Here is a 17,076-nt window from a genome sequence, read left to right as displayed (position 1 = left end):
ACCAATCACACCGCTGCATAATCCATGCTCCGTGTGCATCATGCAGCGTACATCACTTAAGCATACAAAGAGAACTCCAGTACGCTGCTGAGGGTCTCCAACGTGGAAATTTTTTGCGCAATTTCACCCTACATCCACTCATCAGGGCAGAATTATGGATCTAATTTTCAACTGCTCAATAACCATCTACTGATGGCGTGATTCACACACGCAGCTCTGGCCTCAGCCATAGCTGCAAGATCCAAACCATGCAGAAAAAATGCTTTAAAAAAGCCTTTTTCTTTCTAATGACATCGTCTCATGAAGCTGTGACACAGAGTCTCAGATACCCACAATGAAGGATTGCAAAGAGGATTATGCTATCCCAGCACACGCTTTCGATGAATATTTTTTCGCGTGAGTGTTGACACTAAAAAACAGCGTGATTAGGTTTCGCCCAGTAGAGATTGATGAAGAAGAGAGTAGGTCGAATCAACATCAAGCCAAAAACAGAGGATCGAATGTGTACCAACATGGTTCCAATAGTGGTGTCATTCGTTGGCTTCAGTCCACGATATGTCGATGTCGCTGAAGCAGCCATATCGGTATTCGATAAGGATATTTCTATATCGTTCCGCGTTGTGTCCAGATGCGGTCGGTTCCCGCTGGCACTCATCTGCTGCGGGCTTGGTTCAACTGGGCATTCAAACTCATAGTTCACTGACGAGGAGCCAATCACATGGCCACGAAAAAAGTTGCTGCTAAGAAAACCACCACGAAAAAGGCCGAAAAGGCTGTGAAGAACACCAAGAAGCCAGCGATAAAGAAGATCGCTGCAAAAAAGGCAATAAAGAGTGCTAAGAAGCCTGCATTGAAGAAAGCAATCGTAAAGAAGACAGCTGTCGTGAAGAAAGCAGTGGCCGTGAAGAAGGCGGCAACAGTGAAGAAAGCTGCAGCCGTCAAGAAAGCAGCAGTAAAAAATGCCAAAAAAGTTGTGAAAACAGTCACCGCGAAGAAGGCTGTAAAAAATACCCCAAAACCGGTGTTGAAGAAGGTGACCAAAAAAGCGATAAAGAAAACTATCGCTAAAAAACCCTCAAAGGTGATCGCCAAGAAATCCACAAAGGCGGTTGCTAAAAAGAAACCAGTGGCGCGCAAGAAGAAATCTGCTCTGGTTGCGTTGCCGATGACACCAGCACCGCTCATCTGATCCATTGTCGATCTTAGTTTATCTGTCCCTCTTCCTGATCGACTCCCATCGGGAAGGGGGCTTTTTTCCTTTTATCTCCAGATCACAGTATCAGTACTATTCCTGCGATGCATCACCTGGAGCTTCCAGAATGCCGATGAGCATTCAAACAAAAACTGTCCTTAACGTGCCTTCGTTAAAGTGACGCACTAAAAAATAAAAATCCTTACGAACAGAGAAACTCTGCCCAAGGAATCCTATCCAGGGATATGTGCCACTTTGATATGGCACTTACGTTGGTTAGCACTAGTAAAGCCTGCAAACGTAGTATTCCAAAGTGCTGACACTCAACTGAGTCTGAGACGCTCTTAACAATGTTGGCTCATGCTCATGACACTTCTTGAGCCTCCATTACATGGCCAATATGCTCTAGTGCGAATTCTAATTCTGATGTCAACCATACCCGCTTATTGATGACTAATGAACGATGCAATCTACCCCTCATTGACTGAGTCGCAGCGGTACTGGGTATTCATTATCTATGGCTTGATCTGCCAGCGTCTTCGTCTTTGAGAGAGCTGCCTGGGAACAATAGGACGTCTGCCACGGCTCTACAACTGAAACATTTTCAATTTCCACCCAAACGGACATACCTTTGATTTCGTGATCTTTCGCACGGGTAAGCGGGTCAAAGGTAAACCTACGGCGGTTACAGTGGAGTTGTATTACGTATAGCAAGAGATTTTACGATACAACTCGTTGGTGAGCAGCCATATTGGTACGCCGCGATTTAGGTGGTAGTGCACCTAATCCAAATACCACACTCAAGACGACCAAAAGTCTAGGTTACTGAATGTTAACGGAATGGTCTGCCGTGGCTGTTGTGTGGTTAACCAAATGTCCATCCACGAGGGGCAACTGATTTCCAAGTGGTTTCTCATTCAGACGCACTGTTTTCTCTTGACCATTGTAAAGATAAGTCACGTCGTAACCCACCACATTATCTGTCTGGCCAAGCTCAACATGATCTCCCGGCCTATTGGCCATGTGTAGTGTCCCAGTAGTACCGTCATCCTTACGATAGATCACAGTATAGCCACTGACATGACTTGATTGGACCATAGAGTTTTCAGAATGACAGCGCCGTTCAATACGCTCTACCACACGCCCGCCAACATGCTCGCGATCCACCTCATTTCCTATGAAACCACCAGCAACCGCACCCGCAGCAGTTAATGCCTTACGACCGTTACCATGACCAAATTGATTGCCAACCAAACCGCCAATCAATGCACCGATTGCTGTACCACCAACGTTGCCATCACGCTCAGGGAGATGATGCTGCACTAGCACATCACGGCATATCTCACGCGGTGCCATCATCCTGGCCGTGTCGCGAATCGGATCGACTGACACGACTTGAGCATACAGCGTCTTTTTCTCGGTAATCGTATCAACACGTATGATGTCCGCATACTCAAATGCCGTATGGCTGTCTGAATGTCGATTCGCCATATAACCGGCGTCATGGCCACGGTTATTCATGAAAGCAGCTGTTGCTACTCCACCTAATAACAATGCTCCCAAAGCTATTAAAACTATCCTCATCTGATTGTTCATAAAATATTCCTAGGGCACCTAGACACTTGGTTCACAATGGTATTCCAGCACGACAAACCTGAACGAATAGCAATGAATCCCTTCGCCCCCGACGTTAAATTCAGCTCCTGGTCATCCTGTATTGCGATACATCCATCATAGCGATGACAGCATCTATTCACTATTTCATGGTGGTCTGCATTTGGCATGCCATCATGCAGATTAACTCCGCATTATTTATCGTAACGATTGAATCTTGCACTGACTGATTTAGAGTCACTGAACAACGAAGCGATTATTTCGCTCTCGTCATCTTGGCGTCAGCAGAGTAGAAACAGCATGCACCTGCCCTTGCCAAGGCATTACTGATGAATGTTGTATTAATTGACAGCCACTGCCATCTTGATGCCGACACATTTGATGGCGACCGTGCCGAGATAATCGCCCGCGCCCGAGCTGCCGGAATCATTGCGCAAGTAATACCCGCAGTCACTGCAGCTAAATGGCCAAAGCTACGCACCATTTGTACGCAAACATCAGGACTCTATCCAGCTTACGGACTGCACCCGATGTTTCTAACAGAACATCACCCAACGCACCTACATGCATTGCGAGACTGGCTAGAACGCGAACGCCCCTGCGCAATTGGCGAATGCGGCCTGGACTTCTACTTGGAAGGACTGAACAGGGAGATGCAGCATACTTACTTCATCAGTCAACTGATGCTTGCGCGAGAGTACACATTGCCAGTGATTGTGCATGCTCGACATGCGGTCGAGGAAGTCATCGCATCAATCAAGACGGTAGGAACACTGCGTGGCGTCGTACATAGCTTCTCAGGTAGCCTGGAGCAGGCAAGGCAACTGTGGAAACTAGGCTTCATGATCAGCTTGGGAGGGGCGATGACCTACCCACGTGCTCACCGTTTGCACCGATTGGCGATGGAGACACCATTGGACTGTTTGTTACTGGAAACAGATGCGCCTTACCAACCAGACAGCGAAATCCGTGGGAAACGCAACGAACCAGGGCGTCTGCTGACGATCTTGGACTACATCGCAACGCTGCGCAAACAAGATCGTACTGAAATATCCAAAGTGACTCGCGCGAATACGGAGCAGTTGTTTGGATTGAAAGTCACATCCACCTGAATCGCTATCCATATTATTGAGCGTCACTGATTGAAGGATGTTTCACTGGTTAGTCAGTCTATTACAGCAGACACTGACTCACGGGTAACGGATGTTGATCGCACAATCTATACAAAAAACAGTGTATGCAAAATGCCGTTAAGCAATATGTTAGATTTAGACACACTTAACGCTGTTACGTTAATCAGATTGGAAGAAAAACCAGGACGGAGCATTTCCTCCTCACCAGCAGTAGCTGACGGCCGTATTGCACCCGTACCATACAACGATATGAATCGAGAATGCCTCACTGTTGTAGTTCCCGCATACAATGAGGCGCAAACGCTACCTCTCCTGCATCTACGCATCGTCGCTGCATTGAATACTCTTCCAGAACTTGATGGGCGGCTGCTGTATGTTGACGATGGTAGCAACGATCGAACGTGGGACATCATTGAAGCATTGGTCGTCAATGATACACGTGTCGGTGGAATCAAGCTTTCACGTAACTTCGGCAAGGAAATTGCTATCACTGCAGGCCTGGACAACACGCCATTTGGTGCGGTTTTGCTTCTGGATGCAGATGGTCAGGATCCTCCGGAACTCATTCCTCAGTTCGTCGCACGTTGGCGTGCTGGTTACGATAACGTCTACGGTACTCGCCTGGAACGCCAAGGTGAAGGACTGATAAAGCGTTTCTTAGCAGCATCGTTCTACCGGATGATCGGACGCTTATCGCCTACTCCGATTCCCACTGACACAGGTGATTTCCGCCTGCTTTCGCCGCGCGCATTACAAGCGTTGCGTCAAATACGAGAACGCCACCGTTTCATGAAGGGATTATTCGGCTGGGTTGGCTTCCGTCAAATCGCACTGCCCTACCGGCGTGAACCGCGTCTGTCTGGACGCAGCAAGTTCACCTTCTGGCGATTATGGAACTTTGCACTGGAAGGTATCACCAGTTTCTCCACTGCTCCCTTACGGGTCACCACCTACCTAGGTCTGATAACCGCCGTGTTTGCTTTTGGCTACGGTGTCTGGATCGTACTCAAAGCACTTATTCTCGGCGATCGAGTACCTGGCTGGCCAACAATGATGACGGTCATCTTACTTTTAGGAGGGGTACAATTGATCGCACTAGGCCTCATCGGCGAATATCTTGGTCGGCTTTACGACGAATCTAAAAGACGCCCTCTGTACTTTATCGATACTGCTGCAGGCATTGCAGAATGCCACCCACAACAAATCATTGATGGAAAGATTCCTCAGAACACCGCCTCAATTGTTGATTGTGAACAACAATAGAAAAACAGCCTATTACCCATCTTAAAATGGTGTGTGTCATGGAATCGGCGACCAAAGATCTATCTAGTTTTACAGATATCCGTTGGGACCTGAATTTATAATTCTGAACAAAGTAGAACAGTCGATGACTCAACAGCGAGTCGCTTGTCAGGTTCTTTGTTCAAATTACTTTAGGTCCAATCACATAATCCATGGATGCTAGGTAAGAACACCATCATGCGCTGTCATAGGACCTGAGCAGTGACTGCAATGAAGTGGCAGACGCTCCCAGCAAGCACAAATACATGCCAGATCGCATGAAAGTAACGCACCTCATCGCGATGATAAAAGTAGGTGCCAAGTGTGTATAGCACCCCGCCGGCAAGCAACCAACGCAGCGTCCAACCATCAAGCAAGCGCTGCAATGGTCCGAGGGCAATAACCACCAACCAACCCATGACCACATAAACAATGGTCGAAAGTAGGCGGAAACGTTCCGTAAAGAAGAGCTTGAAGACCACTCCACTCAATGCCAGTGTCCAAATTGTAGCGAACAAGCCCCAACCCCACGGACCACGCAAAGTAATCAAAGTGAACGGGGTGTAGGTACCAGCAATCAACAAGTAGATTGCGCAGTGGTCGAAAACTCGCAACCTGGCTTTAGCGCCAGGATGTGGAATTGCGTGATACAGGGTAGATGCCACATACAACAAGAATAAAGTGGTACTGAACACAATTGAGGTAAGTAACTGCCACCTATCACCGTAGATAGAAACGAGGGTAATGAGTACCGATCCAGCAGCCAACGTAGCCAATGCACCCAAACCATGGATGATGGCGCTGGCTAACTCGTCGCGTGAATCAATAGAGGAATGAGCATTCGCATTCATGAGGATAGGCTACAATAACCGCGAATAATTCGGATTTTCTTATATTGGTATCATTGAGTTTATTTTATGACTCAAATCACAATCAATCGACGCCTACAGCGTAGGCGTGCTCGCGCGTAGCGAAGAAGTGTATCTCTGGCGCACGCTCCTGTGCTAACTGCAAGTTGACTCGAGTCGGCGCCAAGTAAACTAACTCTCCTGAAGCGTCCACAGCCAAATTCGTTACGTTCTTTTCGCGAAATTCTTCCAACGTCTTTGAGTTATCGCAGTACACCCAACGCGCGGTGGTAATGCTGACTGGTTCAAAAGTGGCATCCACCCCATACTCGTTTTTAAGTCGATAGGCAACCACATCGAACTGCAACATCCCTACCGCACCCAAAATCAGATCGTTGCTCATCAGGGGGCGAAAGAACTGTGTGGCTCCTTCCTCTGAAAGTTGTGTCAGCCCTTTTTGAAGTTGTTTGAGCTTCAGCGGATCACCCAAACAAGCACGGCGAAACAGTTCAGGAGAAAAACTCGGAATGCCAGTAAACGACAGCACCTCCCCTTCGGTGAAAGTATCACCAATTGAAACCCTACCGTGGTTGTGAATTCCAATCACGTCACCAGGGAAAGCTTCTGCAACGCTCTCGCGATCCGAAGCCATGAAGGTCAATGCATTAGCAAGCTTGAGATCTTTACTACTACGCACGTGAAAAGCCTTCATGCCTGCGGTGAAACGTCCGGAACATACCCGCATAAACGCCACGCGGTCACGGTGTTGCGGATCCATATTGGCTTGGATTTTGAATACAAATCCGGTCAATTTTTCTTCGGTCGGTAGTACGACGCGACTGGTAGTATCACGCTGTTGCGGTGAAGGTGCATGTTCGACGAAAAAATCCAGCAGTGGCTGCACACCAAAGTTATTCACACCAGATCCAAAGAAAACTGGAGTTTGGCGGCCCCCAAGATACTCTGTTGGATCAAAACATGCACTAGCACCCTGAATAAGCTCCAACTCTTCATGCAAATCAGCCAGCATTTGCTCACCAATACGTTCCGCTAAACCGGGAGCTTCCAGCGACGTAAAAATGATCGAGTCCTGACGAGTGAAATTACGGCCAGGCTCGTACAGATGAACCTCATTCGTCAGTAAATTAACCACACCCCTCAAGCGTTTCCCCATACCAATAGGCCAAGTCACCGGCGCACACTGGATACCGAGCACGCGTTCAACCTCATCCAGCAGCTCGATTGGGTTCTTACCTTCGCGGTCAAGCTTATTGATAAAAGTCATAATGGGGGTATCACGCAACCGACATACCTCCATCAACTTAATAGTCCGCTCCTCCACACCCTTAGCAACATCAATCACCATCAAAGCTGAATCCACTGCGGTCAATACACGGTAAGTGTCCTCACCAAAGTCAGCATGGCCTGGAGTGTCGAGCAGATTAATAATCTTTCCCTCATACGGAAACTGCATCACTGAAGACGTAACCGAGATACCACGCTCCTTTTCCAACGTCATCCAGTCAGAGGTAGCGTGTCGGACAGCCTTTCGGCTTTTAACCGAGCCAGCCATCTGAATTGCACCACCAAACAACAATAACTTCTCGGTGAGTGTGGTTTTCCCAGCATCAGGGTGGGAAATAATGGCAAAGGTACGGCGGCGCGCTGTTTCAGCAACAACTTCAGACATGGGAAACGCACCCAGTTGGGCGTCAAGAAATAATAAAAAGGTTTACGATTATAGCCTTATGTGCAGGCAGACGCCCTCCCCAAACGCAAAACTCTCCGAAATACACGGCGGTCTGAAGCTAATCCATACCTTGCATCTCGACAGATAGTATTAAGTATTTGTCAACACCTACCTTCAATATCCACATTCGGGACCTGACCATCCCATATAGAGTGAACCACCAACTTCAGTCACACAAGCGATGCATACAACAACAGAATTTGAAAATAGTTCCTCATCTCTATGATATTGCTCATCCTGAAGAACAGCATGGAAATTTATTAACAGTTGATTAGTGAGTCATCAACAAGACTGTGCATCCAAGTAAACGTAACAAGAAACACAAAAGGTTTGTTCTGAATACCTAATCTTCGCAGAGAATCACACATCTACGTTTAAGTACGCCTGCTAATCGTAGATCGTCTACTTGCCTCCATGCAGTTCAGTTTACGATGGTTAACATTTGCTTCAATCACAGTCTACCCACTGATCTTGGAACATGTATCTATGATTACTGATGACTCTCCAAGATTCCGTGCACTAGTGACTGGCGGAAGTGGTAATTTGGGTACTGCCATTTGCCGTCAATTAATTGCAGATGGTGCGCATGTCATCGTCCATGCAAACCACCATCGGTCTCGTGCTGATACCCTAGTGGAATGCTTATGTGCCGAAGGGGGGAGCGCTGAGGTAATTGTTTTCGACGTCACCGCCGCACAAGCCAGCAAAACGGCACTGGAAAACTTGTTACAGGCTGGCCCAATCCAGATCATAATTAATAATGCAGGCATCCACGACGACGCACCGATGGCTGGCATGTCATCTACACAATGGCATCGTGTCATTGATGTCTCTCTGCACGGCTTTTTCAACGTAACTCAACCGTTGCTGCTGCCGATGGCACGCACCCGTTGGGGACGTATTGTATGCATATCATCTGTTACGGCAGTTTTAGGAAACCGCGGACAGAGTAACTACGCAGCAGCCAAAGCAGGGTTACACGGTGCGGCACGCTCATTGGCCCGTGAGATGGCTAATCGTGGCATCACCGTTAACGTCGTAGCACCAGGTGTGATTGAAAGTGAGATGGTAGGGAAAACGTTTACTCCGGAAATGATCAAGCAATTGGTACCAACCGGTCGTCCCGGTCGTCCCGAGGAAGTGGCTGCTCTGATCGGATTCCTATGCTCAGAGAAAGCAGGTTATATCAACGGTCAAGTCATCGGCATCAATGGTGGAATGGTTTAATCATATCTTATCCAAAATAATTTCATCACATACTCACTTTTCCAATGATTAGTATCGTGACTCACCTTGATTTAAATAACCTTCTCATAAAAATATCAGGCAATTCCACTCGTACCCCCATTGAAAATTGAAATTCATTTGAATTCAATTTTTAGTTCATCACATGAAATACCTAATACCCTCGAATACAAGTTAGACAAATTCTATAATGAGACGGAGGATATTCCACATAATGCGAAAAATCATAAATAATTCAATAATGAAAAAATTGAATATTTAGGAAATCAGTAGTTCAGAAATACTAGCGCATAGATATGAGTAAATACGCTTATCAAATCAATCCTGGCTGATTTCATAGAGTGATAACGAAGCTCCATAACAATCAATGTAATGTAAGACTACGATTTACGGCGCTGATCCCGTGACTTTTGATGTGATATTGATCGCATATTGACACGTTTTACAGCAATCCAACGTTCGATTTTTTGTTGCAGAATGTCCAGCGGTACTGAACCATCTTTCAGTATTTCCGCATGGAACTCCCGTAGATCGAACATTGGGCCTAATGTCAGTTGTGCATACTGGCGCAATTGGTGGATTTTTAATTCGCCAACCTTATAGGCTAATGCTTGACCTGGGATAGCGATATAACGATCAACTTCGGCTTCAGCCTCTATAGGACTGGTTGCCGAATTCTCTACAATATAGTCAACTACTTGTGCACGAGTCCAGCCTTTAGTATGTAAACCGGTGTCGACTACTAAACGAATTGCCCTTGATAGCGCATCTTGCAAGTAACCGAAATAGTTGTATGCATCTTGGTAAAGTCCGAGTTCCTTACCAAGAGATTCAGCATATAAACCCCATCCTTCAATGAATGCAGTCTCACCACCTAATCGACGGAACTTAGGGAGATTACGCAATTCCTGTTGCAATCCTAACTGAAAATGATATCCAGGAATTCCTTGATGCAGAAAAAGCTTTTCTGCATTCCAAGTACGACGGGAAGACAAATCATTAGTATTAGCGTAGAACACACCGTTATGGCGTCTATTACTAGACGGGGGCATATACGAACCAGCTGCTGCTGAAGGTGCACGGAATGATTCTACCGGAAGAATTTCAAAACCAGCTTTTGGCACGAGCGAAAATAAAGCTGGCACCCGTGCCTCCACACGTGTTCTGAGATCACGGTAATAAGCAAGCATCTCTTTCTCACTACCAAAGGTAAAATACTCATTATTCTGCATGAAACTGAAGAACTTCTGCATAGAACCATTGAAATTGAGCTGACGCATCACTGACTGAATTTCAGCCTGTAATCGCTCTACTTCTTTCAAGCCAAGCTGATGAATCTGTTCTGGGGTCATGTTGGTCGTAGTGCTTTGACGCACTGTATATGCATACCAAGACGCACCACCAGGTAATGCACTCAAGCCAACACTATCACGACACACTGGAAGATATTCAGTGGCAATAAAATTACGTAGTGCTCTGTAAGCAGGTAGCAACCGATACTCAATAATACTTTTATATTCAGCAGTAATACGTTGCCGGTTCTCCTTTGAAAAGGTGACAGACATATTACGGATGGGCACCCAGAACAACGTTTCTTCCGCAGTTGGCTTGATAATAGAATCCAACTGCGGAATAACCTTTTCCATTAACACTTTCGGCTGAACTACACCAGATTTCATACCTAGACGCATATTCACAATGGCTTGATTGAACAACGCAGGAATGCCTAGTGAGCGATGTGCCCAGTTGTCATAATCCTGCACGGTATTGAATGGTTGCGCACCATTACCAGAGCCAAGAACTACTGCCACATTAGCGATGTTGTAAAACTGATTAATTGGCAACATCCAGTTCGGATAACGCTCGGCATGCAACGAGTTACGTGCATCACGCACGAAGATCTGGTAGCTGATAAATGCCTGTCCATCTAGTCCATCCGCCCCGACCATCTCAACCTTCTTCAACCATTTCTCGATGAAATCGTGATGCTGCTTCCGGAACTCAGCCGACAGGAAATTGGGCATTCTATCTCCATGATAAGCATCTCCTTGCAATGTAGCCTGTAGAGGATTGAGTCTCATTGAATCATCCCAGTACTTGTCATATAGCAGGTTTAACTGTTCTGCCTTACCAAGTAACACAGACATTGGGTTCTTAGATTTACTATGAGTTTGCATGGTTTGAAGTTCGCTACTCTTGTGAGTAGCAGCTTTAGCTGGCAAACACAAAAATAAATTCAGTGTAGTGACAATAAATAGCGTGAGCAAACGAATGAGCAAAGAGGACATCGAAAATTTCAGAAAACATTACGATCAGGGGAGATTGCCCGATTCAACATCATCTATAGTCAAAATGTACTGCGGCCCAGTTATGTTGCGCTCAGGATATGATGTGACACAAATCACTCATCTTCCTCTATTGATGTTTTAAACAGTTTATAAAATAAAATTCTTTAGAGTCATAAACATCTAAATGCTGATTTTTTATACTAAAATATCGACTCAGGAAAAATGATAAACCATTCATAATTTATATAAATTCCCAATGGATTTAAAGTTCATCAAACAATTATTCCCCTAAAGAAATTAGCTGTGTCATTACAGAAAATTGAATGCTATAAAATTAAAGGATAACATCACAGGAAGCATATCTTCATTCTGACAATGAGATGCAAACTTTTTAATTTTTGCTTTATATATTTCCATTAGAATATTTACATTATGTGAGGTGATAATTGTTGTTATTGGTTATTATTGTTTTTTTTACATATTTTTTAGCGGTATGGATGCTGTTTTGTGAGTTGTTATTTAATGATATTTCGCGCAGAGGTGAGTGGCGTATTCCGGGGCTGGTGGGTCTATTAGCTCACGGGGGTTATCATTTTTTGGTGGTATTAGGCAATGCTGGTGCTGTGGACATGCATTTTTTCTCTGTTCTTTCTATGACGTTTTTTGTGATGTCTGGCTTGACAATTTTATTTAGTACGCATGTGGGGACGGTGGGTGTGGTGGTGTTCCCTGTGGCGGGGTTATTGCTTGCTGTTTATCACGGTTACGGTCACTCACCCAGCCCGGAACTGGGTTGGCGTGTAGAGCTGCATGCTTGTCTAGCGTTACTAGGCTATGCGACGTTAGGCATAGCAGCACTATTGGCGATGATGTTGTGGTTTCGGGAACGTGCGTTGCGGCGACGCAATGTTCACCACTGGCATGGTGCTCTGCCGCCGCTGACTGAGTTAGAGAAGCTGCTTTTCCGCACGATCACGTTTGGTTTCATCCTGTTGACCTTCACTGTATTCACTGGTTTTTTGTTTGTGAGAGACTTTCTGGAACAGAAGTTGTTGCATAAGAGTGTGCTAAGTGTTCTGTCCTGGGTGATATTTGGAGGGTTGTTAATTGGACGCTGGCAGTATGGCTGGCGAGGCATCAAGGCGGTGCACTGGACATTAACAGCGATGATGTTTTTAGTACTGGCGTTTTTTGGGAGCAAACTGATGATTGAGCTCATGCTACGTCACCAAAGCAGTTCATTATCACCCGTCAGGCACGCGTCATACGGAGAGCAAGGATTGAGATAAGCACGGTGTACTTGAGAAGCTAGCACCTCTGTCATCGGGCTCGGTAGTGGATAAGGATGATCACCTACGACACCCAACAATGATCATCGCTACCTGGTGGAAGCAGGCATGGATGCACCTATGGAACGCAGATGCTTCAACCTTGGCAGTGGCCGCACCAGACAGTAGTTCGCTGTCTGATAGTGGTTTGACGCAGGAGGCTTCCACACTGCTTACAAGGCTGTTGCTGACGACCGTAGACAAACAATTCCTGCTTGAAGTAGCCGGGGCGTCCATCGGGACTGAGGAAATCCCGCAAGGTAGTTCCTCCACGGTTGATGGCATATAGGAGGATATCCTTGACCACTTCAGCCAAGCGCCGATAGCGTTGGAGGGATATTTTGTCAGCCTCGCATAGAGGGCTGATACCGGCACGGAACAAACTTTCAGCAGCATAGATATTACCGACACCGACCACAATGCGTTGGTCCATGAGAAACGTTTTCACGGACACATTGCGAGCACGGCTGCACTGATAAAGATAATCACCATTAAAACTATCTGAGAGTGGTTCGCAGCCGAGGCGCTGTAGGAGAGGGTGGATTTGTCCATCTTCTTGCCAGAGCAAGCATCCGAAGCGGCGAGGGTCATTGAACCGTAGCACACGACGGTTATTCAACATAATGTCCACATGATCGTGTGGGCGTAGAGGCGTTTCTGGCGCCAGTAAGCGCAGAGTACCGGACATGCCAAGGTGGATGATGAGACTTCCCCCTGCATTAGTATCGATCAGCAAGTATTTGGCCCGACGACACACAGTAGTGATGCGATGGCCTGGGAGACGACTTTCGATATGGGAAGGGATATCCCAGCGCAAGGTACGCCTACGCAGGGTAAGAGAATAGATCAGTTGATTGGTCAAATAGGGCAACAGTCCACGCAATGTGGTTTCGACTTCTGGGAGTTCAGGCATGAGAAAGAGAGCTGAAGATCAGCCAAGTGTGCCTCAAGTGTTGATATAAACAGCACAAAGAAACAAACCCTCATCCAACTAAGGATGAGGGTTTGAGGGGAAAAGACCCTGGCAACGACCTACTCTCGCATGGGAGACCCACACTACCATCGGCGCAGCTGCGTTTCACTTCCGAGTTCGGGATGGGATCGGGTGGTTCCACAGCGCTAATATCACCAGGGAGACGGTTGGAGAGTGCAATCAACCAATTGGAAGATTCACCTTCTCGCATATGAAATGATGACGTAGCGAAGCATTCATGCTTATCAAAATAAAACACTGAAATACCAGAAAAGCAACTTAAGGTTATATGGTCAAGCCACACGGATCATTAGTATCAGTTAGCTCAATGCATTGCTGCACTTACACACCTGACCTATCCACCACGTAGTCTACATGGTTCCTTTAGGGGATTTACATCCCGGGAGATCTCATCTTGAGGCGCGCTTCCCGCTTAGATGCTTTCAGCGGTTATCGCTTCCGAACATAGCTACCCGGCAATGCCACTGGCGTGACAACCGGAACACCAGAGGTTCGTCCACTCCGGTCCTCTCGTACTAGGAGCAGCCCCTCTCAAATCTCCAACGCCCATGGCAGATAGGGACCGAACTGTCTCACGACGTTCTGAACCCAGCTCGCGTACCACTTTAAATGGCGAACAGCCATACCCTTGGGACCGACTACAGCCCCAGGATGTGATGAGCCGACATCGAGGTGCCAAACACCGCCGTCGATATGAACTCTTGGGCGGTATCAGCCTGTTATCCCCGGAGTACCTTTTATCCGTTGAGCGATGGCCCTTCCATACAGAACCACCGGATCACTAAGACCTACTTTCGTACCTGCTTGATCCGTCGATCTCGCAGTCAAGCACGCTTATGCCTTTGCACACAGTGCGCGATGTCCGACCGCGCTGAGCGTACCTTCGTGCTCCTCCGTTACTCTTTGGGAGGAGACCGCCCCAGTCAAACTACCCACCATACACTGTCCCTGATCCGGATAACGGAACTAGGTTAGAACGTCAAGCACGACAGGGTGGTATTTCAAGGATGGCTCCAACACAACTAGCGTCGTGGTTTCATAGCCTCCCACCTATCCTACACAGACGAACTCAACGTTCAGTGTAAAGCTATAGTAAAGGTTCACGGGGTCTTTCCGTCTTGCCACGGGAACGCTGCATCTTCACAGCGATTTCAATTTCACTGAGTCTCGGGTGGAGACAGCGCCGCTGTCGTTACGCCATTCGTGCAGGTCGGAACTTACCCGACAAGGAATTTCGCTACCTTAGGACCGTTATAGTTACGGCCGCCGTTTACTGGGGCTTCGATCAAGAGCTTCGCCTTTTACAGCTAACCCCATCAATTAACCTTCCAGCACCGGGCAGGCGTCACACCCTATACGTCCACTTTCGTGTTTGCAGAGTGCTGTGTTTTTGATAAACAGTCGCAGCGGCCTGGTTTCTGCGACCCTCTTCAGCTATAACGCGCACGCGCCACCAAAAAGGGTGCACCTTCTCCCGAAGTTACGGTGCCATGTTGCCTAGTTCCTTCACCCGAGTTCTCTCAAGCGCCTGAGAATTCTCATCCTACCTACCTGTGTCGGTTTACGGTACGGTCTTCGTGAGCTGAAGCTTAGAAGCTTTTCCTGGAAGCGTGGCATCAGTGACTTCATCTAAAAAAGACTCGTCTCGGTGCTCGGCTTTAAAAGGACCCCCGGATTTTCCTAAGGACCCAGCCTACCTCCTTTCCCCGGGACAACCAACGCCCGGTACACCTAGCCTTCTCCGTCCCTCCATCGCACTCACGCGAGGTGCAGGAATATTAACCTGCTTCCCATCGACTACGGCTTTCGCCCTCGCCTTAGGGGCCGACTAACCCTGCGCCGATTAACGTTGCGCAAGGAAACCTTAGGCTTTCGGCGTATGGGTTTTTCACCCATATTATCGTTACTCATGTCAGCATTCGCACTTCCGATACCTCCAGCAAGCTTCTCAACTCACCTTCACAGGCTTACGGAACGCTCCTCTACCGCGCATATAAAAATATGCACCCCAAGCTTCGGTTCATAGCTTAGCCCCGTTAAATCTTCCGCGCAGACCGACTCGACCAGTGAGCTATTACGCTTTCTTTAAAGGATGGCTGCTTCTAAGCCAACCTCCTGGCTGTCTATGCCTTTCCACATCGTTTTCCACTTAGCTATGAATTTGGGACCTTAGCTGTGGGTCTGGGTTGTTTCCCTTTTCACGACGGACGTTAGCACCCGCCGTGTGTCTCCCATACAGTCCTTCTCGGTATTCGGAGTTTGCAATGGTTTGGCAAGTCGCGATGACCCCCTAGCCATAACAGTGCTCTACCCCCGAGAGGATACATATGAGGCGCTACCTAAATAGCTTTCGAGGAGAACCAGCTATCTCCGGGTTCGATTAGCTTTTCACTCCTAATCACGCCTCATCCCCTACCTTTGCAACGGGAGTGGGTTCGGGCCTCCAGTACCTGTTACGGCACCTTCACCCTGGACATGACTAGATCACCCGGTTTCGGGTCTACTGCCCGCGACTATGCGCCCTTATCAGACTCGGTTTCCCTTCGCCTCCCCTATACGGTTAAGCTCGCCACGAACAGTAAGTCGCTGACCCATTATACAAAAGGTACGCAGTCACCCATAAGGGCTCCTACTGCTTGTACGCACATGGTTTCAGGTTCTATTTCACTCCCCTCTCCGGGGTTCTTTTCGCCTTTCCCTCACGGTACTAGTTCACTATCGGTCGGTCAGGAGTATTTAGCCTTGGAGGATGGACCCCCCATATTCAGACAAGGTTTCACGTGCCCCGTCCTACTCATCTTCACTAGTACGGCCCTTTCGGATACAGGGCTATCACCTTCTATGGCCAACCTTCCCAGATTGCTTTCCTAAAACCATACTAGCTTAAGGGCTAATCCCCGTTCGCTCGTCACTACTCAGGGAATCTCTGTTGATTTCTTTTCCTCTGGTTACTTAGATATTTCAGTTCACCAGGTTCGCCTCCTTGAGCTATGAATTTACTCAAAGATACTGCCTAAACAGTGGGTTCCCCCATTCGGATATTGCCGGATCAAAGCTTGTTGCCAGCTCCCCGACACTTTTCGCAGGCTACCACGTCCTTCATCGCCTCTGACCGCCAAGGCATCCACCATGTGCGCTTATTCGCTTGACCATATAACCCCAAGTCGCCTCAAAATCTACAAGACAATGGATAAACATTGTCACTTAAGGCTTCAAATGAGAAATTTTTAATAAAAATTTCAAACGCTTGCTACATCATCAAATTATAAAAGAACGCTTCACAGCTCCAAGGCTGATAAGCATAAAAATGCGCAAACTACATTCAGAATAATTGATATAACATTGGTGGGTCTGGGAGGACTCGAACCACCGACCTCACCCTTATCAGGGGTGCGCTCTAACC

At 47.3% G+C, this 17,076-nt stretch carries 10 protein-coding genes, 1 tRNA gene and 2 rRNA genes (1 of these 13 only partly in view); 5 read left to right on the top strand and 8 right to left on the bottom strand.

Annotated elements, in window-relative coordinates; genetic code table 11:
* The first annotated feature begins 718 nt into the window (after nt 1-718).
* Nucleotides 719-1,189 carry a hypothetical protein gene (locus F7G16_RS00755; RefSeq protein WP_014607576.1) on the top strand — a complete coding sequence of 157 codons (471 nt, stop codon included), beginning with the start codon at nt 719-721 and terminating at the stop codon, nt 1,187-1,189.
* An 825-nt stretch (nt 1,190-2,014) separates the two neighbouring features.
* On the opposite strand, the gene F7G16_RS00750 is transcribed toward F7G16_RS00755, so the two are convergent.
* The gene (locus F7G16_RS00750) at nt 2,015-2,788 is read right to left on the bottom strand and encodes a glycine zipper 2TM domain-containing protein (RefSeq protein WP_004087181.1); all 774 of its coding nucleotides are present in this window, start codon (nt 2,786-2,788) and stop codon (nt 2,015-2,017) included.
* 347 nt (nt 2,789-3,135) lie between these two features.
* Here F7G16_RS00750 and F7G16_RS00745 point away from each other — a divergent pair, with 347 nt between their 5' ends.
* Together F7G16_RS00745 and F7G16_RS00740 are read left to right on the top strand one after the other, a co-directional pair.
* The gene (locus F7G16_RS00745; RefSeq protein WP_004087182.1) at nt 3,136-3,918 is read left to right on the top strand and encodes a TatD family hydrolase; all 783 of its coding nucleotides are present in this window, start codon (nt 3,136-3,138) and stop codon (nt 3,916-3,918) included.
* A gap of 270 nt (nt 3,919-4,188) precedes the next feature.
* Complete coding sequence (locus tag F7G16_RS00740; protein WP_011097517.1) at nt 4,189-5,202, top strand: glycosyltransferase family 2 protein; 1,014 nt, start codon at nt 4,189-4,191, stop codon at nt 5,200-5,202.
* Between the two features lie 224 nt (nt 5,203-5,426).
* Here F7G16_RS00740 and trhA read toward each other — a convergent pair whose 3' ends face one another.
* Nucleotides 5,427-6,071, bottom strand: coding sequence for a PAQR family membrane homeostasis protein TrhA (trhA, locus tag F7G16_RS00735; protein WP_004087186.1), 645 nt, complete (start codon nt 6,069-6,071; stop codon nt 5,427-5,429).
* 82 nt (nt 6,072-6,153) lie between these two features.
* A complete protein-coding gene (locus F7G16_RS00730; protein ID WP_038232751.1) occupies nt 6,154-7,758 on the bottom strand; it encodes a peptide chain release factor 3 in 1,605 nt (534 codons plus the stop codon).
* Between the two features lie 546 nt (nt 7,759-8,304).
* Between F7G16_RS00730 and fabG the strand changes: the two genes are divergently transcribed.
* Entirely contained in the window at nt 8,305-9,045 is a 741-nt protein-coding gene (fabG, locus tag F7G16_RS00725; RefSeq protein WP_012382419.1) for a 3-oxoacyl-ACP reductase FabG, read from the top strand.
* Between the two features lie 398 nt (nt 9,046-9,443).
* On the opposite strand, the gene F7G16_RS00720 is transcribed toward fabG, so the two are convergent.
* Nucleotides 9,444-11,351: a DUF885 domain-containing protein gene (locus F7G16_RS00720; protein WP_004087191.1), complete on the bottom strand. Its 1,908-nt coding sequence runs from the start codon at nt 11,349-11,351 to the stop codon at nt 9,444-9,446.
* A 449-nt stretch (nt 11,352-11,800) separates the two neighbouring features.
* Between F7G16_RS00720 and F7G16_RS00715 the strand changes: the two genes are divergently transcribed.
* Nucleotides 11,801-12,640, top strand: a complete 840-nt coding sequence (locus F7G16_RS00715) for a cytochrome C assembly family protein (protein ID WP_042466545.1) — start codon at nt 11,801-11,803, stop codon at nt 12,638-12,640.
* A 136-nt stretch (nt 12,641-12,776) separates the two neighbouring features.
* On the opposite strand, the gene mutM is transcribed toward F7G16_RS00715, so the two are convergent.
* From mutM to F7G16_RS00695, 4 genes are all read right to left on the bottom strand, one after another.
* Entirely contained in the window at nt 12,777-13,592 is an 816-nt protein-coding gene (mutM, locus tag F7G16_RS00710; protein WP_004085054.1) for a bifunctional DNA-formamidopyrimidine glycosylase/DNA-(apurinic or apyrimidinic site) lyase, read from the bottom strand.
* Between the two features lie 106 nt (nt 13,593-13,698).
* Nucleotides 13,699-13,812 (bottom strand): 5S ribosomal RNA (gene rrf / locus F7G16_RS00705).
* A gap of 129 nt (nt 13,813-13,941) precedes the next feature.
* Nucleotides 13,942-16,824: ribosomal RNA gene (locus F7G16_RS00700) — 23S ribosomal RNA — on the bottom strand.
* 192 nt (nt 16,825-17,016) lie between these two features.
* A tRNA-Ile gene (locus F7G16_RS00695) sits at nt 17,017-17,076 on the bottom strand; it runs 17 nt beyond the window's last position.

The sequence above is a fragment of the Xylella fastidiosa genome (assembly GCF_011801475.1).
In the GTDB taxonomy this organism is placed as follows: Bacteria; Pseudomonadota; Gammaproteobacteria; order Xanthomonadales; family Xanthomonadaceae; genus Xylella; species Xylella fastidiosa.
The sequence above is the reverse complement of the archived record's forward strand: the minus strand, read 5'-3'. Positions and strand labels throughout refer to the sequence as shown.

Excerpts from the sequence above, each read along its gene's own strand:
- fabG (WP_012382419.1), top strand. The coding sequence starts at position 8,305 with ATGATTACTGATGACTCTCCAAGATTCCGTGCACTAGTGACTGGCGGA.
- F7G16_RS00740 (WP_011097517.1), top strand. The coding sequence starts at position 4,189 with ATGAATCGAGAATGCCTCACTGTTGTAGTTCCCGCATACAATGAGGCG.
- F7G16_RS00755 (WP_014607576.1), top strand. The coding sequence starts at position 719 with ATGGCCACGAAAAAAGTTGCTGCTAAGAAAACCACCACGAAAAAGGCC.
- F7G16_RS00730 (WP_038232751.1), bottom strand. The coding sequence starts at position 7,758 with ATGTCTGAAGTTGTTGCTGAAACAGCGCGCCGCCGTACCTTTGCCATT.
- F7G16_RS00745 (WP_004087182.1), top strand. The coding sequence starts at position 3,136 with ATGAATGTTGTATTAATTGACAGCCACTGCCATCTTGATGCCGACACA.
- mutM (WP_004085054.1), bottom strand. The coding sequence starts at position 13,592 with ATGCCTGAACTCCCAGAAGTCGAAACCACATTGCGTGGACTGTTGCCC.
- trhA (WP_004087186.1), bottom strand. The coding sequence starts at position 6,071 with ATGAATGCGAATGCTCATTCCTCTATTGATTCACGCGACGAGTTAGCC.
- F7G16_RS00720 (WP_004087191.1), bottom strand. The coding sequence starts at position 11,351 with ATGTCCTCTTTGCTCATTCGTTTGCTCACGCTATTTATTGTCACTACA.
- F7G16_RS00750 (WP_004087181.1), bottom strand. The coding sequence starts at position 2,788 with ATGAACAATCAGATGAGGATAGTTTTAATAGCTTTGGGAGCATTGTTA.